Below are 25384 nucleotides of genomic sequence, written 5' to 3'. Positions count from 1 at the left end.
CGCCGCACATGGATTATTTGTTCAGACGGATGCGTAACTCGATCTCGGTCAAGCAGGGCACGAACACTCTTCTGGTTACGGGCTCGAGCGCGCTCTTCGGAAAAAAGTTGAACTCTGCCAGAGCTGGCGGCGCGTCGAGACGGCGGAAGTAGATCGGCCGGTCGCTGTCAATTTCAAGTTCCGTCGCCAACCCGAAATGCAGCACGGTCGGGTCCTCGAGGGTCACCGCATGGATAAGCGCGCCGATCGCGAGGAGTTCAATGTTCCGCACGAAGAGAGGAAGCCAACCATCCCGCTCAAACTCTGAGCGCCGGTTCCTGAGCTTTGGTCGGCCCTCGGCGTTGAAAGGGGAGTATTTTTTCGACGCATCGGTGCATGGATGCTTCGTCCACGGCGGGCCGAACTGTTCGAAATAGGCTCCCCCGCCATTGCGCGGCGCCACGAAGAAAACGCGGGCGTAACAATGAGGACAACTCGCATTCGGCCCGGATGCTCGCCGTCGAGCGACAGTCGGACTCCATCGGCCCCACCTTGGCACACGATCGGAGGCCAAGCGGCCGCCTTTGAAGCCGCACTGGCAGTCGGGAGGATGGTTGTGTCCATTGCAAGCCATGGCGGCTTCCTCTGCCGGAAGTGCAACGTGGGATTTATCTGCGAAAGCGTCACAGCTTTTTGGATCGCGTCATCCTTGCGGTGCGAGATGCGCCTAAAGAATGTTCGGAACGCCGCAGCCCACCTAAACCAAGGCCGCCTTGGCGGGTTCCTCAAGCGCATTGCGGATCTTCGCGGTCGCGTTACGCCGGTTCTTGTAATTTGCCTGAAAAGTGTCGAGCGTCTGTATGTCCGCAAGCATTTCCTTGGGATTCGGGACGGGGATGTCTCGGCCGGCGGGCATGTCGTGGCCGGATCGCTCCGAGACGTGTTTCATAGCAAAGAAGATTGCCTTGTAGTCCTCATCGGACACGATGACGCCGCTGAGCCGCTTCGTCATGACGTCGGGCACCAGGCGCTCGACAGTCTTGTTCAGCACTACCTCCTCGATACTCCGCTCCCACGTCTCCCGTAGATCGGAGTAGAAATCCTTGGCTTGGCGCCGGTACATGTCGGAGGTGAAATCGGTCGCCCCTGAGAGTTGCTTGGCCCTGGCTCGAAGGTCCGTGATCCGAACGCTGACGCTTCGGGCGAGCCACGGTTCCGTGTCCTCCTCGACCACACCAAATCCCTGGGCCTCTGTCTTCCTGATGACCATTTTGATCAATGGCGCCGCATCGCCGACCTTCGCAGCTTGGGCGACGACCTCGTTGAAAAATACGAGACTGTGAGTGAAGACGATTACCTGTCGCCCCTTGGCAGCCTCGTGCACAAGCCGTTCGGCGACGAGCCGGATCCTGCGCTGATCCAGCGACGACACGGGGTCATCCACGACCAAACCATAGCCTTCACCTTCGTCAGCGATTTCCGCGAGAAAGCACGCGAGGGCCAGCGCCCGCTGCTCACCCTCACTGAGAATCTGATTGTTTGCGATCTTATCGATGCCCTGCAAGCTGACCGAGAAACGGCTTTGACCTTGTTCGCTGGTGTCGCTGACTCGGAAAGGAATGTGGTCGAGGTCGAGCTTTGTGATCTCAGCCTGAATGCGGTTCTGCAGGCTCTCAGTCACCAGTTTGCGACGAAGGGCGCTGATCTGAAGAGAGATTGCTCTGGTTTGCACCTGCGCCTGGCAGGCCTTTGTCGCCGCGAGCTCCTGAAGCTCGGCGAGGCGCTGAAGCACAGTAGGGAGATCATGTTGGAGTTTGGCGCGGTCCTTCAACGAGGCGATTCGAGCGCGATCCGCGTCGAGCGCCGCAGCGTGCGTCGCGCTTGCCTCCAGCTGTATCGCCTCGGCGCCAAGTTTTTCGACATCGGCGGACAGAGTTGGTCGCAGAGACGATGGCAGCGGAGCCAGTTCTTGATCGTCTTTGGCAATGCTTGCGAGGAGACTGCTGCGCCGCGCTGTATAGGCTGTGAGGGCAGCTTCAATCCGGATCAGCAAGCTAGCACGCTGAGCGTCCAGCCCTGCGTAGGCGGTTAGAGTTCCGGTCACAACGTCAGTTGTTGGAACGGTCAAGGTTTCCAGCGTTTCCCTGGCCTTTCCGAGCGCGTCTCGCGCAGCGTCCGCGCGCTTTGCCGCTTCGCTTTGAACGAACGCGTTGAACCGAGCCATACGTTTCGCGGCCTCGTGGACGAGTGGCTCCTGGCATAAGGGGCAGGGTGTACCGACCTGGTCGGAAATCCTATCAACAGGCCCGCCGGAAAGGACGGCAAAATCGCGAGCGGCTTCATAGAGTAGGCGCCACGCTTCGCCTCCGACGTGCTTCAAAGGCTCTGCTGCAAACTGCTGGTTTGCCGCCAGTCCGGCCGCCGCGGCTGTCGTGCTGGCGTTTTGCGCCAAGCTCGCTAGTTGCTTTGCGACATCGTCCGACAATCCCTCTTCAAGAGCCTTCAGCACGTCGTTGAGACGGGTCAGGATCTGCACCGTGCGCCGGCGGGTCGCAGCCTGCGCCACGGGATCCTGTGCAAGCTTCCGCTCAAGCCCCCTTAACTCTTCCAGTTCCGCTTCGCTCAGGCCGGCCAGCTTTTCGAGTTCTGATTTTTTCGGAAGCGTCTGGGACTTCGCCTCGAGCTGAGCCAACAGCTTTTGCGTCGTCCCACCCGGCGCGTAGCCAGCAGGTAGGGGCGTCTTGAGGCGCTTTTCAATCGAGGTCTGCTGGGTCGTAAATTCGGCGCCAAAGGCACTGCACAACTGCCCATGGTGCTCAAGAACTGCGATCTCAACGGGAAGGTACGCTATGCGGTTTTGTTGGTCGACGTAGAGGCGAGCATTGCGACTGTCGAAGACCGAAATCTGCTTCAAGGCCCCCGGTGGCTTGGTGTCCGGCGCCCAATCTAATTCCGTAAGGGCGGCGTCTCCAAGCTGGAAACGAAGCCTGACTTGCATTGGACCGTCAGGCTTGGCCTTGAACACATCACCCTTGAGCTCGTCGATCGATAGGCTGCGGCAGAGGCGTTTCGCAATGCGTGCATAACCACTCTTCCCACTGCCATTTTCACCAAAGATGAGCGTGATTCCGCGCGGCGCGAAGCGCAGCTGTTGGTCTTTGGCCAAGCGATCGATATTTTGCAGCGGTCCGATTGATGCCAGCACTGCGCGGGGGCCGGCATCAGCGCATTGGGAAAGGTGTTCCGGCGCGATCGGTTCACAGTTGGGCGCTGTTCCCGTTCCGCTAGCCGCATGCTTGAGCCGCTCTAGGATTGCAGCGCGATCTTCCTCCCCAACGATAAACTCGGCCGTCGTAGCGATTCGGCGCAACGCGTCACGCGCCCAGCTGGGCTGGTTTGCCGCCCATTCGATCAGGTTTACGTCCGCCATAGCCCCCCACAGTCGCCGTTGTAACTCGGCAGAGTTTTCTGGAGCTTAGCCGTGTGGAGTGTGTCCGTCACGCGGCCAGGTTGTCGACGGTTGAGATAGTTGGTGGGGGCCTGAATGAGTTAGGGTTGTTGGTGTCGACGCTGCGGCGGACCGTCCGTGACGATCGAGTTGCTTAAAGCCTTGGCGCTCGGCGAAGCGATGGCCGAGACCTGATGGCAGCGAAAGTCTGCTGAATTACAGTTTGGGCGCCCACTTGGCGATTTCAGCCAGGATGCCGTCGAAGGCCGGCTGGCCGCGGAAATAGAGCGCGCCCGACGCGGCATAGGCCTTCTGCAGGGTGGCGCGGGTCGCGGGGTCGCTCAGGACGAAGGCCTCGTTCTCGATGATCACCGGGTTGTCCGCCTTGGGAAAGCGCTTTGCCTTATGGTGGAGGTAGTCCTGCGTGCCGACGAACGCCTGCACGGTCGGGTCCTGGAGCAGGGAATAGACGTCGTAGTAGTGGCGCATGAAGTTGGGCGGGAACGCGCCGGTCTCTTGCTGCTGGCGGAACTTGGTCGAGATCGCCTGCAGCTTTTCAACGAGCGTATGGCCTGGGTGGTAGCAGGCGACGCCCCGGGCGCGGTTGTCGATGATCTCGACCCGGCTGGCGGCGAAGTCATAGGCCCACGAGCTGATGTCTCGCGCCTCGTTGGGCGCAACATCGTCGAAGCCGACTTCGAGCAAGACCCCGTCCTTAAGGCCCTCGATCGATCCATTGATGCTGGCATAGGTCAGGCGAATGCCCGCGCTGCGATATTGGCGGGGGTCATCGAACGCCGCGTCCCGCTCGACGGATGTGATCCCGTCGATGGCGATGGTCTGCGCCAGGCGATCATAGAAATCCTTGCGGCTTCGGACGTGGGCCGGTTTGTCGTGGTTGCGGCCGATCATCACCGCTGGATTGGCGGGAGGCTCGATGCGGATGTCGATGTCTTCCGAGAACCGGCTGATCAGACCATAGCCCTTGGACAGCGACGTGCCGCCCTTCAGCTCGAACGTCATGCCAAGTTGCTGCAGGCCGTAAAGGCTCTGCATGATCCAATAGTCCTTCTCGACCAAGGCCGGCGCGATGCCCTGGTCGTCGGCGACGATCCGGATCAGGTCGGCGAACTGTGGATGATTGTGTAGGAAATCACGCGGCATCCTGGGTCCCCACCTCGGCCAGAGCGCGGGCGAAGAACTTCTTGGCCCGCTCGGAGCCGTAGGACTGCGCGGCCTTCTTCACCCGGGCTCGGTCACTGGCAGCCAGGCGCGCCTTGACGCGCTCGAGCACCTCTTCGGCGCTCTCTCCGAGCTGGTCGAGGTTGTTGACCAGATCGACCATCAGAAACTCAGCGGTGAGCTTCTTCGGGAAGGCGGGCTTCATCCGAAAATCATATGTGCGTCCGCCCAGCGCGAACTTGCCATGGCGCTTGTGGTTATAAACCACGGTCTTGTTGTGGAGCTGGGTCGTGCCGACGCCGAGCGCATTGTAGGCGTTCGGCGAGGCCAGCAGGAACGGGCCGCCTTTAAGGAAGGTGGCCACGAGGATGTCGTCTTGGGGAGGCGCCTTTCCGAAGACGGTCTCTTTGGGCGCGTAGTAGAGGCCGCCGGCGAGCTTGGTGAGGACGCCGGCCTGCACCGCTTCCTTGAGGTGACGATCCACCGCCGTCGACCATTGGACCAGATCCGCCCGGCGGTAGGTCTGCCCGGGTCGGAGCTTGGCCTTGAACTGATCGAACTTGCTCATGGCTACAATCTAGGCCTCCGCGGTCAATTTGCAAGGAATGTCATTAAAAATCCATGCAAAGACCGATGAGGCTGCCGTGTGGTGAGAGAGGTCTTCGCGACGATCAGCCGTGGCGCGTATACCGGGCTCGCCGCCCAGCCTGAGAAGGACGGCGAGATCCTGATCGCGCTCGCAGCCGGCGGTGGGTCAAATGAAGTCGCGGAGCTATCGAAAGGCACACGCTTCCAGCTCTATCTCGCGCTGCGCGTCGCCGGATATTACGAATTCGTCGCCTCTCGGCAGCCGGTTCCGTTCATTGCCGACGACATCATGGAGACCTTTGATGATTTCCGGGCCGAGGAGGCGTTCCGGCTCTTCGGTGAGATGGGGCAGGTGATCTACCTGACGCATCATCCGCATCTTTGCGAGATCGCGCGGCGGGTGTGCCCGGGTGCTAGGATTCATGAACTGACTGCACGCCTGCAACGATAGTAAGATTGCTTGCGCACGTCCGGATCTGGACGCTAATCACATGCACTTCCTTGCAGAGCCCGTCTCTGCTTCGGCGCCGTGTGTTAGCGTCTGCCATCTTCTTAGACCCAGGAATCCGAATGTCCGAGAATCATGAAGAGCTACTGGAACTGACAGCTTCTATCGTCGCGGCCTATGTGAGCCACAATAATGTTCCTGCCATAGACGTAATCGGCCTCATCGCCAGCACTCATTCCGCGCTGGCGAAGCTCGGCAGCGCGCCGGCCGCCGCGCCGGCTGAGCCGCTCGTGCCCGCTGTCTCGATCAAGAAATCGATCACCCCGGACTTCCTGATTTGCCTGGAAGATGGCCAGAAATTCAAATCGCTGAAGCGTCATATCGGGAATAAATATGGGCTGACGCCGCAAGAGTACCGCGTAAAATGGGGCTTGCCAGCCGACTACCCGATGGTCGCTCCCAGCTATGCCGAGGCGCGGTCAGTATTGGCAAAATCGATTGGGCTTGGGCGCAAGCCAGCGGCGGCCCCAGTCCCGGCCCCCGAGCCGGTTAAGCCAACCAGAGCGAAGCGTGTGACGAAGGCCAAGGCGCCAGTTTAACGGGCCCTATGCCGCCGCTTTGTCGCGAGCGCATTGCGCTCGCGACCGGGCCCTAATGCCATTTCATCCAATTCGATCCGCGCCCCGATCGCGCGGGATTGGACGGCTCACCGCCAATGCGCTCTCTGAACCATGCAGCGACCGCCGCGACGATATGAGGGGCGTCTAGTGAAGCCAGCAGCCAAGGCTATTCCCGCGGGAGGCATCGCGGCCGATCTGATCGCTGTTCTGGTCGCCGTGACGAATGGCGCGCCTCTGGCCCTCACCATCCAGGACGGGAACGCGCTGCCGTCTGGACCGTTCGAGCTCGGTCACCGCTCGCTGCAAACCGGCCTGCGCGCCTGGGTCGAGGAGCAGACCCATCACCCCCTCGGCTATGTCGAGCAGCTCTATACATTTGCCGATCGCGACAGGGCCGAAAGCGAAGCCGCGCAGCGCGTGATCTCGATCAGCTATCTCGGCCTGACCCGCGAGGCGCAGCGCGATGGCGTGCGGGAAGCAGGATGGCGCGACTGGTACGACTACTTTCCCTGGGAGGATCATCGCACCGGCGCGCCGTCACTGATCGCCGATCTCTTGACGCCGAGATTGCGCGAATGGGCGCAGGCAGCCGGCGGGGCGGGCCTGCGCGAGGAGCGTTGGCGCCGCGTCGCCTTCGCCTTCGGGCTCGAGGGCAGCAGCTGGAACGAGGAGTTCGTCCTGCAGCGCTATGAATTGCTCTACGAAGCCGCGATTGTTCCGGAGGGACTGGGCGAAGGGCTGGCGGGCGGCAGGTCTCCCGTGCCGGGTCGCGCCATGGCGGCCGATCATCGCCGCATCCTCGCCACGGGTATCGCGCGGCTGCGTGCCAAGATCAAATATCGCCCGGTGGTTTTCGAGCTGATGCAGCCGGCCTTCACGCTGCTGCAGCTCCAGCGCACGGTCGAGGCCCTGGCGGGCCGGCTGGTGCACAAGCAGAATTTCCGGCGGCTGATCGAGCAGCAGGAGCTGGTCGAGGAAACGGGCGCGACCGCATCCGATACCGGCGGCCGGCCGGCCAAGCTGTTCCGGTTCCGCTACGCGGTACTCGCCGAGCGCGCCGCCGCCGGCACGAAGCTTCCGCTCATTCGCGCTTGACAAGCCTTATGCTCAGGGTAAGCATATGCTCATCTTATGCTCAATTGGAGTATATACGATGGCCGCGCATTCCACCGCCCTGTCGCGCACTGCCCCCCTGTATGACCGCGTTCGCCGGGTCATCCCGGCCGTCGAATGGCCCGCCTTCGCCGACGATGTCGACGCCATCCTAGAACTGAAGCGCAGCCGCAACGCCGTCATCCTGGCGCATAACTACCAGACGCCGGAGATCTTCCACTGCGTCGCCGATCTGGTCGGCGACAGCCTTGCGCTCGCGCGCAAGGCCATGGCGGTCGAGGCCGATGTGATCGTGCTCGCCGGCGTCCATTTCATGGCAGAGACGGCCAAGTTGCTGAACCCGGACAAGACCGTACTGATCCCGGATCTTGAAGCGGGCTGCTCGCTTGCGGATTCGATCACTGCCGCGGATGTGCGCCTGATGCGCCAGCGCTATCCCGGCGTTCCGATCGTGACCTATGTCAACACCTCCGCCGCGGTGAAGGCGGAATCCGACATCTGCTGCACCTCGGGCAATGCGCGGGCGGTGGTGGAATCGCTCGGAGTCGGGCGCGTGATCATGCTTCCGGACGAGTATCTGGCGCAGAACATCGCCGCCGAGACCGATGTCGAGATCATAGCCTGGAGAGGCCATTGCGAAGTGCATGAGCGCTTCACGCCCGAGGACATCCGGCAATTGCGCGAGGACCATCCGGGCGTGATCGTCCTGGCCCATCCCGAATGTCCGCCGGAGGTGGTCGCCGTGGCCGATTTTTCCGGCTCGACGGCGGCCATGTCGGACTATGTCGCGGCGCGGAAGCCGCCGCGCGTCGTGCTGATGACGGAGTGCTCGATGAGCGACAATGTCGCCGTGCTGCACCCCGAGGTCGACTTCATCCGCCCCTGCAATCTCTGCCCGCATATGAAGCGGATCACCCTCAAGAACATCCGCCGCGCGTTGGAGGAGAACCGGCACGTCGTCTCGATCGATCCGGCCATCGCCAAAGGCGCGCGCCGGGCGGTTGAGCGGATGCTGGCGGTATGATGCCGCGTCCGCACGATCTGCAGGACCGCCCCGTCATCATCGGCGGCGGCCTTGCGGGGCTGTTGACGGCGCTGCATCTGGCCCCGGAGCCTGTGTTGCTTCTGTCGAAAGCGCCGCTGGAAACTGAGGCATCGAGCGCCTGGGCGCAGGGCGGCCTTGCGGCCAGCATGGGTGACGACGACAGCCCCGCTCTGCATCGCGCCGACACGCTTGCCGCGGGTGACGGGCTCTGCGACGGCGCCATCGCTGGCCAGGTCGTGCAGGCTGCGCCTGCGGCGATCGAGGCTCTGGTGCGATACGGCGTCAGGTTCGATCGCGCGCCGGACGGAGCGCTGCGTCTTGGACTGGAGGCCGCCCATAGCCGCCGTCGCATCATCCATGCGGCCGGCGACGGCACAGGCCGCGAGCTCATGCGCGCTTTGGCGCAGGCCGCGCGGCTGACGCCGTCGATCACGATCCTGGAGGGCGTCGAGGCGCGCCGGCTGCTGGTCGAGGACAATGCGGTCGTCGGCGTGCTCGGCTGCGACGCGTTGAACCGGCCGATCATGCTCGGCACGTGCCGCGTGGTCATCGCCACGGGCGGCATCGGCGGCTTGTTTCGCGACAGCACCAATCCGGCTGGTTCGTTCGGGCAGGGGCTGGCCCTTGCGGCGCGGGCTGGTGCTGAACTCGCCGATCTCGAATTCGTTCAGTTCCATCCGACCGCGCTCGACGGTCCGGTTCGCCCGATGAAGCTGGTCAGCGAAGCGGTGCGCGGCGAAGGCGCGACGCTGATCGATGAGGCGGGCGATCGCTTCATGGCGAATGAGCCGGGCGCGGAACTCGCCGCCCGCGACGTCGTGGCGCGCCGTGTCTGGCGCCATCTCGACGACGGCCATCGCGTCTTCCTCGATGCGCGCCAGGCGCTCGGCAGCGGCTTTGCGCGACGCTTCCCGGCGATCGCGGCCTTCTGCGGGGCGGCGGGTATCGACCCGGCGACGCAGCCGATCCCGATCCGGCCGGCGGCGCATTATCACATGGGCGGCATCGCCGTGGATGCTTCCGGCCGCAGTTCCGTCGCGGGGCTCTGGGCCTGTGGCGAGGTGGCCTGTACCGGTCTGCACGGCGCCAACCGACTGGCCAGCAATTCGCTCACCGAAGCCGCCGTTTGCGCCGCCTGGGTCGCAGAGAGCGTCGGCGGGGCGGCTGCACACCGTCCCCGCCGGATCGTCACGCCCGTTCTTGCGCCGTCTCCCGATCCGTCGCGCGTGCGGCCGATCCTGTCGAACGGTCTCGGTGTGCTGCGTGATCGTGCCGGGCTCGAAGATGCCGCGCGAGCGCTGCTGCCGCTCGCTGCGTGTCAGGGGCCCGCCGCCGATCCCGCCGCGATCGGCCTGATGATGGCGATCGCGGCGCTGCGGCGCGAGGAGAGCCGGGGCGCTCATCACCGGACCGATTTTCCGCAGCGTGCCGCAATTGGCCTGCGCGCGACCTTGCGCCTCGACGAGGCACTCGCGGCGGCGCACGCGATCGCGACGCCAGCCATTCCGCTCGCACGGAGAGCCTGAACCGTGAGCCTTTCACCGCTTTACGCGGTTATGCTCGAGCTACTCAATCGGTAGTAGTTGGCGTGCAGCGTTGAGATGCTGCTCAAGCGCTTCGATGCTCGCCATGACATCGTCGAAGGCAGGCGGTGTTCCGAAGATCATGGCGGACATACGATCATAGTCGGTAGCCAGATTCTTGCGCATGGCTTCGGTCGGTACGAGCCGATAACTGCCTGGCACGGCGCGATCATACCGATGGTCGGGCGCGCGAAACATCAGCTCCTTATGTCGTCGGGCGGCTTCGGCGAGGTCGAGCATGGATGCGGTTGCGGCACCATAGTCGGGATGTGTCCAGATCTGGTGTACGTCATAGTAGTGGCGCGAGTATCGATTGAGATCGGGAGCCTTCCGCTCCGGGCTTGCCTCAAGCCTTCGCTTCTCGGTCATCTCGGTCATTGCATGGAGGATCAAGACCTTCTCCCAAAAAGTCCGTTCGGGCTTGACCGTGGTCACGCCGCGGACAGTGAGATCGAGTCCTGGTTTCATCTCCGATGCGATGTAGGGCACGATCTCCCGAGGCTCCGCGGGAAGTGGATCGGGACGCGCGCCGCCTTCGATGCGCACCGCTGCCTCGACATAGCCGCCACTGGTGTCGAATACGCTCGTGCAGCCGACGACCAGAATGTCGAGCGCTTCCCCGTAGGCCTTGCCGAGACTGGTCCCGCCCTTGGGGCGAGCCGATATCCTGACGATCCACTCCGTCCCGAGCTTCGCAACGCAATGGCTGATGCCGCGCCTAGCGCGTTACAGCGTGCTGCATCCGGATGTCGACATCCGCTTGAACGCTTCGGTCGATCGCGTCGATCTCACCTCGGGAGAGGCGGATTTCGACATCCGATACGGGACGGTTTTTCCGGACTCCGGCGTCGAGGTCGTCTCGTTCCCCGAGGAGACGATCATCGTGCTTGCCGCGCCCGAGGTCGCCAACGGCGCGAGGCCGATCAGGCGCATCGGCGACCTGCGCGAGCACACCCTGATTTTTTCGGAGGTCAACCTCGTCAGCTGGCGGCGCTGGCTCGACGAGATGGGCGGGCCCGATGTCCCGATCGGGAGAGGTCCGCGTTTCGACCGGACCTTCATGGCGATCGGTGCGACGGTCGATGGTATCGGCGTCGGCCTGGAGAGCCGATTGATGATCCAACGCGAACTCGATACCGGTCGCCTCGTCCTTCCCTTTGCGATGCGCGGGGTCAAACTAACCTGCCACCATCTCCTCTTCCTGAAATCCAAGGCGAACGTGCCGAAGATCAAAGCCTTCCGCGAATGGCTCGCGGAGCAGCTCGCGGCGTCGGAGATGTGAGCAGCGCTCCGACAGGGCCAAGGGAAAGACGCTGTCAGCTGTCGGCGATGAAGCGCGGACGACGCTCCAGACTCGTCCGAGTGCTGGATCTGTCGGCCGTTATAGCTGCTTGTGCGCAGCCGATGGTTGTCTGAAGAAGACGGTAGTCACCTGTCGCCGACAGGAAGGCCGAGGCGCGCTTGACCCGCAATCGCAGCGCAATCGCGGGTCAGAACGGGCCATTGCTGGTATTATGCGGCAAGCTGCTGCACGTGGGGCCTCTGTGGCGACCAAAGTGGCTCGGGCTCTCGCGTAATAGCCCAGTCAGCCATCACCGACTGCGCCTGCGATAACCTTCGCGCTAGTTAAGTCGGAAGCCGAACGGGAGAAAATGCTTGGTGGTGCTCATGCCGAGCGAGCGAGATCTCATTCGATAATGGGGTAACATCAAACATCATGCCGTCAAAGGATTGCTGTCGGTCTGACAGCGCATCGACTAGGCTAGATCTTGATGAAGTTGTGCGACGACAAAGAACCGAAGGGCAGTGATGCCAGCGGTCCGCCGACGTCGAGAGACCCGAGATCAACCGGGAAGAAACCGATGGCTTCAATGATCTTGCGGACCTCGGCCTTTGCGGCGATGTCGTCGCCGGAATAAAACAGCACCCGCTGGCCACCAGCCACTTCTGGCTCGAGGAGTACCTCGACGCCGTTATGGTTGAACGCCTTTACGACCCGCGCACCCGGCACGTACTGCTTGACGATCTCGCTTGAGTATCTTCCCCTCAGATCAACCGCTTTGATGCCGTAGGCCGCCAGCGGATTGTTAGGATCTTTCGCATCGGGCGAGTCCGGATCAAGGAATTCGACCGGATTGGTGCCATCGATAACGATCCGCCCGTTCCAGGACGGCAGGTTGCTCAACACCTTCTCGGCATCAGTCCAGCGTATGGCCGCAAGAACGATATCCGCACCTGCAGCCTCTTCGACCGTGCCCGCCTTGATGGATGGGCCGATTTCCTGCACGAGCGATGCCAGCGACTCTGGCCCGCGTTTGTTAGAAATTGTGGCCGATATCCCTTTTTTGGCGAGAGCGCGTGCGAAGTTCGAGCCGAGAGCGCCGGAACCGATAATCCCAATTGTCATGTTGTACTCCTGTTTTGTACGGGGGCTTCGAAAGTGGAAACCGCCAGCATCCCCGGAACCGAGCGGCATTTCGCGTCATCGTGGCGCAAACCTACATAAATCGTCGATGTGTCAATGCTATAACAACATTTATTTGCAAATGAATCACCAGGTGAGTGGGATGGAAAACTTCCCCAGCCTTGCCACCTCCGCTGCCATGTCCGCGACGGTGGTCTTCGCGAGTTCATTCTCCATGGCTTTGCGGGCCCTAGCCAACGGGGGCTGGATCGCCTCAAGAATGTTGCCGCCGACTGCGCAATTCTCACAGGGCGGTGTGCGGTGCATCGAGAATAACTCGGTGTCCTCAACTGCTCGATAAACATCGAGCAGCCGAATCTTCGCGGCCGGTTTTGCCAGCAAGGCCCCCCCTCCAGCTCCAAGCTGCGAATGTGTCAGTCCAGCATTATTCAGACGGGATAGGAGTCCCCGGATAACGACCGCGCCGGTATTCGCAGAATAAGCCAGATCCTCAGAACGCAACGGCTTGCCGTCGCTCACGGCAAGACCGGTCAGGATATGGACGGCAACGGCAAAGCGAGTGCTTGTTGGCATGGCATTATCCGTTGATGTGTCGACATCGCTATTACACACTAGCCCCCCTGTCAACAGGCGATCTGTCCCGTACCTCGTTTGAGCACTGCTTGAGCCGATCGATCATCCAACGGCCGGCAGGTCCAGGAGGCGCATCGATCCGGTAGACCGCTGAAATCGGAAGCTGAAGTCCTCCCGGTGGGACATCCTGGATCGAAAGTTCGACGAGCCGTCCCTCGGCCATGTCCTTCGCGACGGCGTGGAGCGGCATGCCACCCCACCCCAGCCCGCTGAGCAGAAAGGCGTGCTTTGCAAAAAGGTCCGCCAATCGCCAAGTCAGCGGCGACATAACGCCGAAATCCCGGCCCGCTGAAAGGTCGGTTCGATCCGTCAGCACCAGTTGAACGTGTCGCGCCAGCTCTTCACGGGGAATGATGCCATTATGGCCCGCAAGCGGATGGGTGGCAGCGGCAACCATCACAAAGCCAACGCCGGTTACGCGCTCCGCCAGAAGCCCTGCAGGCAGTGTGGGCAAGGAGCCGACGAGGCCGAAGCTTGCGCGGCCATCCATCACGAGCTGCACGGTACTACCCAGAGCCTCGACATAAAGGCGTAGAGGCGTAGTAGGGAATTGTCCCTGAAATGCGTGAGCCGCCTCGGCTATCGCCGTAATCGGGACGAAGACGTCGATCACCGCAGCAAGTTCTGCCTCCAGCCCGCCTGAAATCCCCTTCGCGCGGGCCTTCATGCAGTCGACCCCTGCAACGACAGATCGTGCGTCGGCAAGAAGGACGCGCCCCTCCGTCGTCAGCTGCGGATAGCGAGCTCTGCGATCAAACAACATGACCGCAAGCTGCGCCTCAAGATTGGCGATGCTTTCGCTGACGGCGGACTGCGTCCGCTTCAGGTACCGGCCTGCGGCGGAGAAGCTGCCTTCGTCAGCCGCGGCAACAAAGGTCCGCAATTGATCGAGAGATACACCGTCTAGCACGTCTTCATCCTCATATCGGGCGAGCCTATGGTTCCGATCAAGAAATACAGGCTTTCCTGTTTATTCAAGTGTGCTGAGTGCCATGGCGTCGCAGCCGACATTTCCGATCCCGAAGCATGGGCGGCGAGCGCGCGTGCGGCCGAGGCATCGTTCGGTGAAGTTGATATCGTCGTCAACAATGCAGCCTTCTATCCGACCACACGATCGATTACCTCTATTTTGAAGCCTGGCGCAAAACGATGTCCGTCAATCTCGCTGCTCTTTTTGGTCAGCCGAGCAATTTGCTCCGGCGACGCGACGCGGCGCGGCGATTTCGATTTCGATTTCGCGACGCCAGTTGAACGCAAACGCGACTTGGTTGCAAAGGTGCGGAGCGACCATCCGATATAGTCGTTCTGATACCCCTGAAAAGAGCTTCCGCCAGACGGCTTCCGCCCCGACTTCGGCGAAATTAACCCATCGACCAATCCGATACTTTGTATCGTAATATACCGGCTTTCCCAAGAATGCGTGCGCGTGGCACTTAGCTTCCCATGTTCCGCGCGATCAAGGAACCGCTTTTCCCGCACCGTTCAAGCCCCTGGGATCAGGCGGCCGGAGGACAGCTCATGATGACAATTCTGCATATCGTTCCAGCATTGTAATGTATATTCTCCGATACTCGTAGAGCTGAATAGTGGAGCAGGAGATTATTTTGGATAATAAGAAGCAACGTATGGCGGCGGTGACGGGAGCTGGCAGCGGACTCGGGCGAGATATTGCGCTAGGTCTTGCGGCCAGAAACTATCGCGTTTTTGGAACGGCGCTCACTCCAGATGAGATCGAAGACCTCAAGCGAGCGTCTAGTGGGGCGGTAACGCTGACCATCTGTGACATTACGGACGCGATCGGGGTCAAGAATTGGGCCCGTGAGGTTGCGACCCACACCCAAGGCAGTCTCAATCTTCTTATCAACAATGCCGGAATCCTGACCCCTGGCCCTCTTGAAATCCTGCCGCTTGATGCTGTCCGGCGCGAGTTCGAGGTTAATGTGTTCGGTGCCTTGTCCGTTATGAACGCGTTTCTTCCAGCACTCCGGAGGGCGCGCGGACGCATCGTCCAGATCAGTTCCTTTACCGCCAGCTTGCCGCTTCCTTTTAATGGAGCTTCGGGCGCATCGAAAGCAGCCACCGAGGTGTTTGCAGCTGTTTACCGGGCCGAGTTGAAACATCTCGGCGTCGATGTCGTGGTCGTTCCGGCAGGCATCATGAGGACTGGCGGACCGGCGAAAACTGATGCAGCTGTTGAGCGAATTGCAGACGGCATGACGCCGGAACAACGTGAATTGTACGGGCGAACATTCGCAATCTTCGCGAAGGGTCTCAACGCCATGCAGAAAGGTGGACTTGATTCTGCCTCTGCCGCGAGACGGGTCATTGAAATAGCTGAACAGGTGCCTGCGCCAAGCCGCGCTCCTGTCGGCGAAGACGCGGAAGAGATACTCCGGTTCGTTCGTGAAAAATCCGACGCCGAACAGGATGCGCTCCGCCTCAAACTTGTCGGGCTGAGCTAATTGAAGACCAAAAATCACATTCAACCAGCAGGAGTGATCCATGATCGAGCTTGTCGACCCCAATGACAGCCGTGCTGTCCGCAACAAGAACAACATCCTTCGATTTTATGATCTGGTGATTAACCAGAAGAAGTCGGAAGAATCCATTGCCTCATTTATGACTCCTGGCTATATCCAACACAATCCGTTGGTTGCTGATGGCGCTGAAGCGTTGGGAAAGTTCTTCGGCCAGGTCAACAAGGAGCGGGCCATGGCCCGCGCCGTCGTCTACAAGATCATCGCGGTCGGCGACTATGTGTTTGCTCACGTGAATTTCTTGAACCTGTTCAACGACGATCCGGAAGATGCAGGGATCGCTGGTGTCGATATCTACAAGATGGATTCCGAAGGACGGGCCATCGAGCATTGGGATACGCTGCAGCCGGTTGGTGACCCGAAGAATTCGGCCCCATGGCTTGCTCCCAATATCCCGCGCGCTAATCCAAACGGCATGTTCTAACCTCCATTACGCAGTGCTGGCAGGCGGCCGCGGCCCAAGTCATTGAAATATCGCATAGCTCCGTCGGCTAGGCTGATATGTGCGAATTTTCTCAGGGCCACATCCGCCTTGCCCGATTTTGTGCCGATGTGCTCGGCCTGTCTCCCGTTGCCGGCAAATCGGTTGTGGCTAAGTTCGAAGGCGAACAGGCAGATAATCGCATTCGAGAGAGTGGCGACCGTCGGCACGATACTGCATGTCCTGCCGTAGTGGAGCGCCCGTTTTCCCGCGGCGTTCGGTGCGATCCGCGCTGGCCGATGGAGCTGCTGGCGGGCTGATTTATCGATTCGTGCAATCGCCGGCGGCCTGCCTCGACACCGCAGCCGAAGTCGACGTCATAGGCATGTCTTTAACGCATTGAGTGGACGCACTCAGTCAACGCATCAACGTCACGCCGTCAGATCAGGCAAGACGGGAATAGGCCTGGCCGCTGCTGCTCAGCGTCCAGGCCTCCCTGGATGAAGGCGTGCAGCGATCGCGAACCCGACTTGGCCGCAGAGGGTGCTCAGCAACCAGCCGATGCAGCTTTCGTGGCAAGTGCGCTGGAGCAGTTCGAATGAGCCGCCGCAAGGGTGCCTTCGTTTGGTTGTGATCCATGCATCGGATTTGCCGATGGATAGTATCGCAATATACCGGCTTTCCCAGGATGCGCGCGAATGGCATTTATCGATGCATGTTCAGCGTGATCAAGAATTTCTTTTCCAGCATCGTTAAAGCCCCCGTGATCGGGCGGCCGGAGGATCAGCCCGTGACGACCATCCTGCATATCGATTCCAGCATTCTTGGCGGCTATTCGGTGAGTCGCACGCTTACGGCCGACATCGTTGCCAAGCAGCAGGCGCTGTATCCCGGCGCGCGTGTCATCCGGCGCGATCTGGTGGTCGATGCGGCGATGCATCTTTCGGACGCCCATATGGCCGTTTTTCAAGGTGGCGAAGTCGGCAATGCTTCGCTCGGCCAGGACCTGGCCACCGGCGGCGCCTATATCGATGATCTCTTCGCCGCCGATATCATCGTCATCGGCGCGCCGATGTACAATTTCGCGATCCCGACTCAATTGAAGGGTTGGATTGACCGTGTCTGCGTTGCTGGCCGCACCTTCCAGTACGGCGCCAATGGTCCTGAAGGACTGGTGACCGGCAAAAAGGTCTTCGTGGCATCGGCTCGAGGCGGCGTCTACACGGGTGACAGCCCGGCGGCCGGCCTCGATTATCAGGAAACCTACCTGAGCGCCGTCCTCGGCTTTATCGGCCTGACCGACGTCACGGTCATTCGCGCGGAAGGCCTTGCCCTGGGCGAGGAAGCCAAGGCCGCTGCCATCGCTGGTGCGAAGGCGGATATCGACAAGATCGCCGCCTGAGCTTCTCCTGGCCCCTTCCTTTCGTGAAGCGAAAATCCCGATGAACCAATACGCGTTAGCCGCAGTCCTTGGCCGCCTTCTTATGGCAATCCTGTTCATCCTGAGCGGCGTGGGCAAGATGGCCGCTCCCGCAGCGACGCAAGGCTACATCGCCTCGCTCGGCCTGCCTTCTCCTCTGCTTGCCCTGGTGATCGCCATCGCCGTCGAGTTGGGCGGCGGCATTCTCCTGGCCATCGGATATCGCACGCGGATCGTGAGCCTAGGTTTGGTTGCCTTCACGGTCGCCACGGCGCTGCTGTTCCACAATAACCTCGCCGACCAGATGCAGATGATCCAGTTCCTGAAGAACCTCGCCATTACTGGCGGTCTTCTTCAGATTGCGGCTTTCGGCGCCGGTCCGCTCAGCCTCGACGGGCGTCGTTTCGTCGCGGCCTGAGCGAATGGCCAAAACGCTGGCCTACGGTTGGGCTGTTCCAGCCCGATCGGGGCCGGCCGATTCCTTTGGATCCTGCAGAGTAGTGGCAGCGTAATGACGATCGAAATCGGTATAGATAGCTTTGCAGCGACGATTCCAGATCCCGATACGGGTCGAACCGTCTCGGCCACGGAACGGATGAAGGCATTGCTGGCCGAGGTCGAAACCGCCGACCGCGTCGGGTTAGACGTGTTCGGCATCGGCGAACACCACCGCAGCGAATTCCTCGACTCCGCACCTGCGGTCATCCTGGCTGCGGCTGCGGCTCTCACCAAGCGGATTCGCCTTACCAGCGCCGTGACGGTGCTGAGCGCGGCCGATCCGGTCCGCGTCTTCCAGGACTTCGCGACCATCGACCTGATTTCCGCCGGGCGCGCCGAGATCGTCGTCGGCCGCGGCTCCTTCGGTGAAGCTTACCCGCTGTTCGGCTTCGCAATGCAGGATTATGACGCGCTCTTTGCCGAGAAGCTCGATCTGCTGTTGAAGCTCCGCGACGATGTCGAAGTGACTTGGAGGGGGCGGTTCCGTCATCCGCTGAGCGGCCAAGGCGTGTTTCCAAGACCGCATCAGGAGAAGATTCCAATCTGGCTCGGCGTCGGCGGAACGCCGCAATCCTTCGCGCGCGCCGGCAAGCTCGGCCTGCCGCTCATGGTGGCGATCATCGGAGGAAGCTTCGATCGGTTCCGCCCCTTGGTGGATCTCTACCGCGAAGAGGGTCGACGGGCAGGCTATGCGCCGGAGGCACTCAAGGTCGGTGTCCATGCGATGGGTTTCGTCGGCGATACGGATCTTGCCGCGAGGAATGCCTTCTTCCCCGGTTGGGCCCATATGTTCACCGAGATCGGGCGCGAGCGTGGCTGGTCGCGAGCGACGCGGGCCCAGTTCGATGCGATGTGCGGGCCTGGAGGCGCCTTCCTGATTGGCTCGCCGGAGACGGTCAGGGACAAAATCCTCGCTGCAAACGAGGCTTTGGGAGGGCTCTCCCGCATCACCTTCCAGATGAGCTCGGCCATGCTGGAAACCCAGGCCATGCAGCGATCGATCGAACTGCTCGGTACCGAAGTCGCCCCTGAGGTGAAAGCGGCGTTGGGTCAGGCGATCGAGCACGACCTGGCAGATTGATCTCTCATATACGACAGATGTTCGCATAGCAGCCGCAGGCGATGTTCAAGAATTTTGGACGCAGCTGGAACTCCGTGATTCTCATGACGACGCTCGCCTCCTGCAACGTCTGCATCCCGACGAAACGTTGACAACGTCGCCTTACGCGCCGCGGCGCGCTATGCTGCAGCGCAACAGAGAACGAGGTTACAGATGCGCCTTCCCCTGATCGATCCCGCCGACCTTACGCTAGAGCAGAAGCCGCTCTATGAGGACATGCGAAAGGGCATTGCCTCGAACTTCAATGCTTTCAAGGTTGAGGCAGAGAATGGCGCGCTGATGGGTCCGTGGAATCCCTGGCTCCATGAGCCCGGCATCGGCAAGGCGATCTGGGGCTTGACGCTGGCGATGACCGCCAATGCCACCCTTCCCGACAATGTCCGCCAGATCGCGATTTTGGTGGTGGGCGCGCGGTTCGATGCTGCCTACGAGCTCTATGCCCATATAGCGGTGGCCGAGCGCGAGGGCATGAAGCTGGAGCGGTTGGCGACGCTGGTCGCCGACCTGAAGCCCGCCGATCTCGCCCCCGATGAAAGCGTGGCGTTCGACGTCTCCTACGCGCTCGTGCGCGGCGGCGTCCTGCCGGAGCCGCTCTATCGTCTCTCCATCGCGACCTTCGGGCAGAAGGGTACCAACGAGCTGATCTATCTCGTGGGCCTTTATGCGCTGGTCTCGACGACCCTGAACGGCTTCAACGTACCGGTGCCGGAACGTGAGTAGCCGCAAGGGCCGCGCCTCGCGCGAAGCGCACCGTTCCTGCGCCACGGCCTTCGCCAGCATTGCTTTGGTGCTGCAGGGCGGCGGCGCGCTGGGCGCCTATCAGGCCGGCGTCTACGAGGCCTTGGCCGAACGCGGCATCGAACCGACCTGGGTCTCGGGCATCTCGATTGGCGCCATCAATGCCGCTATCATCGCTGGCAATGCACCGGCCGATCGGGTCGGTAAGCTGCGCGCCTTCTGGGAACTTGTCAGCGACGACCGCGGATGGAGCGAAGGCCTGGCGCGGTTCTGGCCGGGCGACATGCACCGCGGGATGATCAACCAGATCGCAGCCGCAAGCATCATTGCGCGCGGCGTGCCGGGATTCTTCACGCCGCAGATACCTCCGCCTTATCTGGCCCCGGCAGGGAGCGCGGCCGCGACGAGCTGGTACGAGACCGCCGCGCTCAAGCAGACGCTGGAGACACTGGTCGATTTCGATAGGATCAAGGCGCGCGAGATGCGCTTCAGCGTCGGCGCGGTGAATGTCCGCAGCGGCAATTTTGCCTATTTCGACAATGCCGACGACATCATTCGAGCCGAGCACATCATGGCCAGCGGCGCGCTGCCGCCGGGCTTTCCAGCCGTCGAGATCGATGGCGAACATTATTGGGATGGTGGCCTGGTTTCGAATACGCCGCTGGAATGGGTGCTGTCGGCACAATCGCAACTCGACACGCTGGTGCTGCAGATCGACCTCTGGAGCGCGCGCGGCCAGTTGCCGCGCGACCTCAACGAGGTCGCGATCCGGATGAAGGATGTGCAGTTCTCAAGTCGGACGCGCGCGGCCACGAACGAATTCCGCGAGATCCAGAAGCTGCGCGCAGCCTTCAGCGAACTGCATGCCTTGTTGCCCGACGATCTGAAGGCAACGCCGCAGGCCAGGCTCCTGGCCGAGCACTCCGACCCGGCGCTCTACAACATCGTCCAACTCGTCTATGCGCCGCCGGCCTATGAAGGCCAGTCGAAGGACTACGAGTTTTCGCGCGGGACCATGGAAGACCATTGGCGCGCCGGCTATCGCGACGCCTGCCTCTCGCTCGACCATCCGGAGGTTACCGCTCTGCCGACCGGCGCCGAGAGCGTCCAGGTCTTCGATTTCACCAGCATCGTCCACAAGGACAACGAACCATGACCCTCAACGACAAGGTCGCCGTCATCACCGGCGCCGCCAGCGGCATCGGCAAGGACATCGCCAAGGTCTTCTTCGCGGCGGGCGGCAAGGTCGCCATAGCCGATCTGAACATCGATGCCGCCACCGCCACCGCAGCCGAGCTCGACCCCACGGGCGCCCGCGCCATCGGCGTCGCGATGAACGTCACCGATGAGGCGCAGGTCGATAACGGGATGGCATCGGTCGTCGCCAAGCTCGGCGGCATCGACATTTTGGTCTCCAATGCCGGCATCCAGACGGTGGGGCCGATCGACCAGTTCGCCTTCGCCGACTGGAAGAAGCTGCTCGCCATCCATCTCGACGGTGCCTTCCTGACCACCCGCGCGGCGCTGCGCCAGATGTATGCGCAGGGACGCGGCGGCAGCGTGATCTACATGGGCTCGGTCCATTCCAAGGAGGCCTCAATGCTAAAGGCGCCTTATGTCACCGCCAAGCACGGGCTGATCGGCTTGGCCAAGGTCGTGGCCAAGGAGGGCGCCAAGCATGGCGTGCGTGCCAACGTCATCTGCCCTGGCTTCGTACGCACGCCGCTGGTCGAAAAGCAGATCCCCGAGCAGGCCAGGGCGCTGGGTATCAGCGAAGAGGACGTCATCAAGACCGTCATGCTGAAAGAGACTGTCGACGGCGAGTTCACCACGGTCGACGATGTCGCGCAGACCGCGCTCTTCCTGGCCTCCTTCCCGACCAATGCCCTGACCGGGCAGTCGATCGTTGTCAGCCATGGCTGGTTCATGCAGTAGCGCGCGTCCGGACAATCTCTTCCGATTGGTGTCGGCTGACGACAGACGGCCGTCAGCCCTGAACGCGAAACCTTTATGCGCCGAAGCGCATTTCCGGCAGGCCCTTTATGCCGAGGCCGTAAATCGCGAAGAGGCTGCCACGCAGCACGCCGTCGCCGGGGAAGCGCGGCAAAGGCGGTTTCGCCATCGAAGTGACGAACAGGATGTCGAGATCGGGGCCGCCGAACATCACGCTAGTAACCTTTTTGACCGGCATCTCGATGATGCGATCGACGCGCCCGTCGGGCGCATAGCGTACCAGTCTTCCATCATACACCAGCGCATTCCACACGAACCCCTCGGCATCGACGGTCGAGCCGTCGGCGGCCCCGCCCTTCGAGGTGTCGACCTTGGCGAAGACGCGACGGTTCGAGACGCCGCCTGTGTCCAGATCGTAGTCATAGGCCCAGATCTCGCCCGCCCAGGTATCCTGAAAATAGAAGGTCCGTCCGTCCGGGCTCCAGCAGGGCCCGTTCGAGCAGACGATGCCGGTGTCAAGCCTGGAAACCTTGAAATCCGTGGAGAGGCTGTAGAGCGCGCCGTTGGCGCCTTCTTCCTGCGTGTCCATCGAGCCGGCGACGAACCGGCCGCGTTTGTCGACCTTGCCGTCGTTTAGGCGGTTGGCGGGCTGGCCGGGTTCGGGATCGTGCAGGAGCGTTACCTCACCGGAGCGGAAGTCCAGAAGATGGAAGCCGCGCTGCAGAGAGACCACCGCCCCTTGGCCATCCTTGCGCAGCGCCATCGAGCCGATCTTTTGGGGCACGTCCCAAGCACGGATTTCACGGCCGTCGACGGTCGAGCGGAAGACGCGGCCATCCATCGAGTCGATCCAGTAGAGCCGCTGCTGCTCGACATCCCAGAGCGGGCCTTCGCCGAGTGTTGTCTTGACGTCGATCAGAACCTCGATGCGCATGATGCTCTCTCTTGTTCGTTTCTTTGTGGGTGCGTCAGAATGCGACCTTGTCGCCGCCCTTGAGACCCAGCATGTCGCGCGCCTCGTCGGGGCTGGCGATCTCGAGCCCGAGTCCTTCTAGGATCAGGCGCACCCGTGTGACCTGCTCGGCGTTGGTCTGGGCATAGCGGCCGGGTCCGAGCCAGAGGCTGTCTTCCAGCCCGACGCGGACATGGCCGCCTTGGGCCGCTGCGATCGCGGCGATATTCATCTGATTGCGGCCTGCGCCCAGCACGGACCAACGATACTGGTCGCCGAAGAGCCTGTCGGCGGTGCGCTTCATGTGGGCGATGTCGTCGGGGTGGCCGCCGATGCCGCCCTGAAGCCCGAATACAGTTTGGATGAACAGGGGAGCCTGCACCAGACCGCGGTCGAAGAAGTATTTCAGGTTGTAGAGGTGAGCGGTGTCGTAACACTCGAACTCGAAGCGGGTGCCGTTGCCGGCGCAGGTCGTCAAGATGTGCTCGATCTGTCCGAAACTGTTGCGGAAGATGATCTCCTTGTTGGCGAGATAGGTCCGCTCCCAATCGTGCTTGAGGTCCTTGAAGCGGTCCAGCATCCCGAATAGGCCGAAATTCATCGAGCCGAGATTGAGCGAGGCGAGCTCCGGCTTGAAGGTCGCCGCCGGCTTGACGCGCTCCTCGATCGTCATGGTTGGGGCGCCGCCGGTCGTGATGTTGATCACGCAGTCACTGCGCTGGCGGATGATCGGCAGGAAGCGGGCGAAGGCCTCGGGCGTCTGGTCTGGCGCTCCGGTCTGCGGATCGCGCGCATGGAGGTGGACGATCGCGGCGCCTGCTTCGGCGGCGCCGATCGCCGCATCGGCGATCTCCTCGTGCGTCACTGGCAGAAAGGGCGACATCGAGGGCGTATGGATCGCACCCGTGACGGCGCAGGAGATGATGACCTTGCGGGTCGTCGCCATGGCGTACTCCTTATTCTCCCAAATCGCGTGCGGCTGCACGCTTGTGCGCGAGAAGCGCCATCAATCTGCGATCGCGCCAAAGTTGACGTTCGACCAGCTGGTCGCGGTCGAGACGTTCCGCGCGTTGGGTCTCGATGGCATCCATCACCGGGCCGGTCCAGTCGCTGCGACGCGTCACGCTAGCGGCGATGCCTGCATAGATCGGCTGATAGCGCGCAGCATAATCGCGCACGCCACCGGGCGCGTTGAGGTCGATGGTTTCGAAGGGGCCCATGAAGGACCAGCGCAAAGCCAGTCCTTCGCGCAGGCCGATATCGATGGCCTCGACATCGGCGATGCCGTCTTCGACAAGGCGGAAAGCCTCGTCCAGCAAGGCTCCCTGCATGCGGTTCATGATATAGCCGTCGATCTCGCGCTTCATGAGAAGCGGCCTTTGTCCGCAGCCGCGCATGAAATCGGCGGCGGCTTTCACCGTTTCGGGCGCGGTCCATGGCGAGGGACAGACCTCCACCGCCGGCACGAGATAAGGTGGGTTGATCGGGTGGCAAACGAGGCAGCGGGCCCTTCCGGGCACCGCTTCCATGAAGTGCGATGGCAGGATCGCCGAGGTCGAGCTTGCCAGGACGGCGCCAGCGGGCGCGAGCCGGTCGATCTCGGCGAAGACGGTACGTTTGCCTTCCACCGTTTCGGGCGTGCTTTCCTGGACATAGCCGGCGCCCGACAGGGCGTCGGCGAGATCCTCCACTGGATGCAGTCTGGCAAACACTTCGTCGGGGGTCTGACCTCCGAGAAGTTCATGCGCGGCGAGTTCCGGCAAGATCGACCGGGCGAAACCGAGAGCGGCCACGGCCGCCGCCGGGGCGCGGTCCCAAAGCCGAACCTCATGGCCGGCGCGGGCGAAGCTGATCGCCCAAGAGCGGCCGATCAGGCCGGAACCGATGATGGTGGTAATCATAGCGACTCCAGATTGCCGTCGATGGGAAAGGATTGGCCGGAGAGGTTGTTGCCGGCGGGGGTCAGCAGGAACAACGTCATCGCCGCGACATCCTCCGGATCGGTCATGCGCCGCAGCGAGATACGCGAGACATATTGTGCCTTCATCTCTTCGAAAGAAACGCCGACCTGCGCCGCGCGATCGCGGATCACGCCATCCATGCGCGGCCCCCGGATGATGCCGGGCAGGATAGCGTTGACGCGGATGTTCGACGGTCCGAGTTCCTTGGCGAGGCTCTGAGTCAAGCCGATCACGCCCCATTTCGCCGCCGAATATGGGGTCCGGAAGGCGTAGCCGAAGCGCCCGGCCGACGAGGACATGTTGACGATCGCACCCCCGCCCGCCGCCTTCAGCAGCGGCACGGCCAGCCGCGAGCAAAGGAACTGGCCGGTGAGGCAGATGTCCAGCGTGCGGCGCCAGTCAGCCGGAGAGATGTCCTCGACGCCGCCGGTGGGGCCGGCGATGCCGGCGTTGTTGATCAGCGCGTCGAGACCGCCCAACGTCTTGTGTACATCATCGAAAAGGCGCGCGACGTCGTCCTCGCTGGAGACATCGCAGCGGCTTGCGCCATGGCCAGGGTGGGCGGCGCGGAAATCGGCGAGGTGCTCTTCCGAGATATCGCAGACATGCAGGCGGGCCCCGTTCTCGATCAGCAGGTCGGCAATGGCGCGGCCGATCCCGGATGCGCCGGCCGTAACCAGCACGCGCAGGCCATGTTCGAGGGCAAGTGCGGGCATCGCG

Annotated in this window: 26 protein-coding genes and 2 pseudogenes; 15 read left to right on the top strand and 13 right to left on the bottom strand. The window is 62.1% G+C overall.

Translation table 11 applies throughout. The features are described from left to right. Positions 1 to 13 precede the first annotated feature (13 nt). The 4 genes from BMZ97_RS30990 to BMZ97_RS27160 all read right to left on the bottom strand — a co-directional run bounded on the left by BMZ97_RS30990 (position 14) and on the right by BMZ97_RS27160 (position 5177). Positions 14 to 442, bottom strand: a complete 429-nt coding sequence (locus tag BMZ97_RS30990; protein ID WP_139221351.1) for a hypothetical protein — start codon at positions 440 to 442, stop codon at positions 14 to 16. 294 nt (positions 443 to 736) lie between these two features. Further along, a complete protein-coding gene (locus tag BMZ97_RS27170; RefSeq protein ID WP_092177335.1) occupies positions 737 to 3409 on the bottom strand; it encodes an AAA family ATPase in 2673 nt (890 codons plus the stop codon). A gap of 234 nt (positions 3410 to 3643) precedes the next feature. Then, entirely contained in the window at positions 3644 to 4507 is an 864-nt protein-coding gene (locus BMZ97_RS27165) for a nucleotidyl transferase AbiEii/AbiGii toxin family protein (protein WP_244546624.1), read from the bottom strand. Positions 4508 to 4580: 73 nt separating this feature from the next. After that, positions 4581 to 5177: a hypothetical protein gene (locus tag BMZ97_RS27160; RefSeq protein ID WP_175525763.1), complete on the bottom strand. Its 597-nt coding sequence runs from the start codon at positions 5175 to 5177 to the stop codon at positions 4581 to 4583. A gap of 87 nt (positions 5178 to 5264) precedes the next feature. Between BMZ97_RS27160 and BMZ97_RS27155 the strand changes: the two are divergent. The 5 genes and pseudogenes from BMZ97_RS27155 to BMZ97_RS27135 all read left to right on the top strand — a co-directional run. Continuing rightward, positions 5265 to 5648 (top strand): annotated as a pseudogene (locus BMZ97_RS27155) (hypothetical protein); the annotation flags it as partial. Positions 5649 to 5767: 119 nt separating this feature from the next. Beyond that, positions 5768 to 6244 (top strand): Ros/MucR family transcriptional regulator, encoded by a 477-nt coding sequence (locus BMZ97_RS27150; RefSeq protein ID WP_092177332.1) that lies wholly within the window; start codon positions 5768 to 5770, stop codon positions 6242 to 6244. A 168-nt stretch (positions 6245 to 6412) separates the two neighbouring features. Beyond that, positions 6413 to 7360 (top strand): NUDIX hydrolase, encoded by a 948-nt coding sequence (locus BMZ97_RS27145; RefSeq protein ID WP_092177330.1) that lies wholly within the window; start codon positions 6413 to 6415, stop codon positions 7358 to 7360. Positions 7361 to 7418: 58 nt separating this feature from the next. Further along, positions 7419 to 8402, top strand: a complete 984-nt coding sequence (gene nadA, locus BMZ97_RS27140; RefSeq protein WP_092177328.1) for a quinolinate synthase NadA — start codon at positions 7419 to 7421, stop codon at positions 8400 to 8402. After that, the gene (locus BMZ97_RS27135) at positions 8399 to 9949 is read left to right on the top strand and encodes an L-aspartate oxidase (protein WP_092177326.1); all 1551 of its coding nucleotides are present in this window, start codon (positions 8399 to 8401) and stop codon (positions 9947 to 9949) included. Before nadA ends, BMZ97_RS27135 begins: the two co-directional genes overlap by 4 nt. A gap of 39 nt (positions 9950 to 9988) precedes the next feature. Here the strand turns inward: BMZ97_RS27135 and BMZ97_RS27130 are convergent. Continuing rightward, a pseudogene (locus tag BMZ97_RS27130) lies at positions 9989 to 10624 on the bottom strand (nucleotidyl transferase AbiEii/AbiGii toxin family protein); the annotation flags it as partial. Between the two features lie 31 nt (positions 10625 to 10655). On the opposite strand from BMZ97_RS27130, the gene BMZ97_RS27125 reads away from it, so the two are divergent. Then, positions 10656 to 11288, top strand: a complete 633-nt coding sequence (locus BMZ97_RS27125) for a LysR substrate-binding domain-containing protein (RefSeq protein ID WP_175525762.1) — start codon at positions 10656 to 10658, stop codon at positions 11286 to 11288. Between the two features lie 480 nt (positions 11289 to 11768). On the opposite strand, the gene BMZ97_RS27120 is transcribed toward BMZ97_RS27125, so the two are convergent. The 3 genes from BMZ97_RS27120 to BMZ97_RS27110 all read right to left on the bottom strand — a co-directional run bounded on the left by BMZ97_RS27120 (position 11769) and on the right by BMZ97_RS27110 (position 13974). Next, positions 11769 to 12413, bottom strand: coding sequence for an NADPH-dependent F420 reductase (locus tag BMZ97_RS27120; protein WP_092177322.1), 645 nt, complete (start codon positions 12411 to 12413; stop codon positions 11769 to 11771). A 144-nt stretch (positions 12414 to 12557) separates the two neighbouring features. Then, the gene (locus tag BMZ97_RS27115) at positions 12558 to 13004 is read right to left on the bottom strand and encodes an Rrf2 family transcriptional regulator (RefSeq protein ID WP_092177320.1); all 447 of its coding nucleotides are present in this window, start codon (positions 13002 to 13004) and stop codon (positions 12558 to 12560) included. 31 nt (positions 13005 to 13035) lie between these two features. Next, positions 13036 to 13974, bottom strand: coding sequence for a LysR family transcriptional regulator (locus BMZ97_RS27110; protein ID WP_092177318.1), 939 nt, complete (start codon positions 13972 to 13974; stop codon positions 13036 to 13038). Positions 13975 to 14001: 27 nt separating this feature from the next. Here BMZ97_RS27110 and BMZ97_RS30985 point away from each other — a divergent pair, with 27 nt between their 5' ends. The 3 genes from BMZ97_RS30985 (at position 14002) to BMZ97_RS27100 (ending at position 16025) form a co-directional block, all read left to right on the top strand. Continuing rightward, positions 14002 to 14364 carry an SDR family oxidoreductase gene (locus BMZ97_RS30985; protein ID WP_139221350.1) on the top strand — a complete coding sequence of 121 codons (363 nt, stop codon included), beginning with the start codon at positions 14002 to 14004 and terminating at the stop codon, positions 14362 to 14364. Positions 14365 to 14650: 286 nt separating this feature from the next. Continuing rightward, positions 14651 to 15526, top strand: a complete 876-nt coding sequence (locus BMZ97_RS27105) for an SDR family NAD(P)-dependent oxidoreductase (protein WP_244546623.1) — start codon at positions 14651 to 14653, stop codon at positions 15524 to 15526. 40 nt (positions 15527 to 15566) lie between these two features. Next, positions 15567 to 16025 carry a nuclear transport factor 2 family protein gene (locus tag BMZ97_RS27100; RefSeq protein ID WP_092177316.1) on the top strand — a complete coding sequence of 153 codons (459 nt, stop codon included), beginning with the start codon at positions 15567 to 15569 and terminating at the stop codon, positions 16023 to 16025. On the opposite strand, the gene BMZ97_RS30980 is transcribed toward BMZ97_RS27100, so the two are convergent. Next, positions 16022 to 16252 carry a hypothetical protein gene (locus BMZ97_RS30980; protein WP_139221349.1) on the bottom strand — a complete coding sequence of 77 codons (231 nt, stop codon included), beginning with the start codon at positions 16250 to 16252 and terminating at the stop codon, positions 16022 to 16024. The genes BMZ97_RS27100 and BMZ97_RS30980 overlap by 4 nt on opposite strands. 485 nt (positions 16253 to 16737) lie before the next feature. Between BMZ97_RS30980 and BMZ97_RS27095 the strand changes: the two genes are divergently transcribed. The 6 genes from BMZ97_RS27095 to BMZ97_RS27070 all read left to right on the top strand — a co-directional run bounded on the left by BMZ97_RS27095 (position 16738) and on the right by BMZ97_RS27070 (position 21733). Next, on the top strand, positions 16738 to 17424 hold the full coding sequence (locus tag BMZ97_RS27095; protein ID WP_092177424.1) for an FMN-dependent NADH-azoreductase: 687 nt from the start codon (positions 16738 to 16740) through the stop codon (positions 17422 to 17424). A gap of 40 nt (positions 17425 to 17464) precedes the next feature. Next, a complete protein-coding gene (locus tag BMZ97_RS27090) occupies positions 17465 to 17860 on the top strand; it encodes a DoxX family protein (RefSeq protein WP_092177314.1) in 396 nt (131 codons plus the stop codon). A 99-nt stretch (positions 17861 to 17959) separates the two neighbouring features. Then, positions 17960 to 19021: an Atu2307/SP_0267 family LLM class monooxygenase gene (locus BMZ97_RS27085; RefSeq protein ID WP_092177422.1), complete on the top strand. Its 1062-nt coding sequence runs from the start codon at positions 17960 to 17962 to the stop codon at positions 19019 to 19021. 192 nt (positions 19022 to 19213) lie between these two features. Then, positions 19214 to 19780: a carboxymuconolactone decarboxylase family protein gene (locus tag BMZ97_RS27080; protein ID WP_092177312.1), complete on the top strand. Its 567-nt coding sequence runs from the start codon at positions 19214 to 19216 to the stop codon at positions 19778 to 19780. Next, positions 19773 to 20954, top strand: coding sequence for a patatin-like phospholipase family protein (locus tag BMZ97_RS27075; protein WP_092177310.1), 1182 nt, complete (start codon positions 19773 to 19775; stop codon positions 20952 to 20954). The genes BMZ97_RS27080 and BMZ97_RS27075 overlap by 8 nt, the downstream gene beginning before the upstream one ends. Then, positions 20951 to 21733 (top strand): 3-hydroxybutyrate dehydrogenase, encoded by a 783-nt coding sequence (locus tag BMZ97_RS27070; protein WP_092177308.1) that lies wholly within the window; start codon positions 20951 to 20953, stop codon positions 21731 to 21733. The genes BMZ97_RS27075 and BMZ97_RS27070 overlap by 4 nt, the downstream gene beginning before the upstream one ends. Before the next feature lie 73 nt (positions 21734 to 21806). Here the strand turns inward: BMZ97_RS27070 and BMZ97_RS27065 are convergent, their stop codons facing one another. The 4 genes from BMZ97_RS27065 to BMZ97_RS27050 are packed head-to-tail and all read right to left on the bottom strand — an operon-like array spanning position 21807 to position 25380. Further along, positions 21807 to 22685 (bottom strand): SMP-30/gluconolactonase/LRE family protein, encoded by an 879-nt coding sequence (locus tag BMZ97_RS27065; RefSeq protein ID WP_092177306.1) that lies wholly within the window; start codon positions 22683 to 22685, stop codon positions 21807 to 21809. Positions 22686 to 22719: 34 nt separating this feature from the next. Further along, entirely contained in the window at positions 22720 to 23649 is a 930-nt protein-coding gene (locus tag BMZ97_RS27060; protein ID WP_092177304.1) for a 3,5-dioxohexanoate:acetyl-CoA acetone transferase, read from the bottom strand. A 10-nt stretch (positions 23650 to 23659) separates the two neighbouring features. Further along, entirely contained in the window at positions 23660 to 24604 is a 945-nt protein-coding gene (locus tag BMZ97_RS27055) for a 3-hydroxyacyl-CoA dehydrogenase (protein WP_092177302.1), read from the bottom strand. Continuing rightward, positions 24601 to 25380, bottom strand: a complete 780-nt coding sequence (locus tag BMZ97_RS27050) for an SDR family oxidoreductase (RefSeq protein ID WP_092177300.1) — start codon at positions 25378 to 25380, stop codon at positions 24601 to 24603. The genes BMZ97_RS27055 and BMZ97_RS27050 overlap by 4 nt, the downstream gene beginning before the upstream one ends. Between the last annotated feature and the right edge of the window lie 4 nt (positions 25381 to 25384).

The sequence above is a fragment of the Allobosea sp. OK403 genome (assembly GCF_900113835.1).
In the GTDB taxonomy this organism is placed as follows: domain Bacteria; phylum Pseudomonadota; class Alphaproteobacteria; order Rhizobiales; family Beijerinckiaceae; genus Allobosea.
The sequence above is the reverse complement of the archived record's forward strand: the minus strand, read 5'-3'. Positions and strand labels throughout refer to the sequence as shown.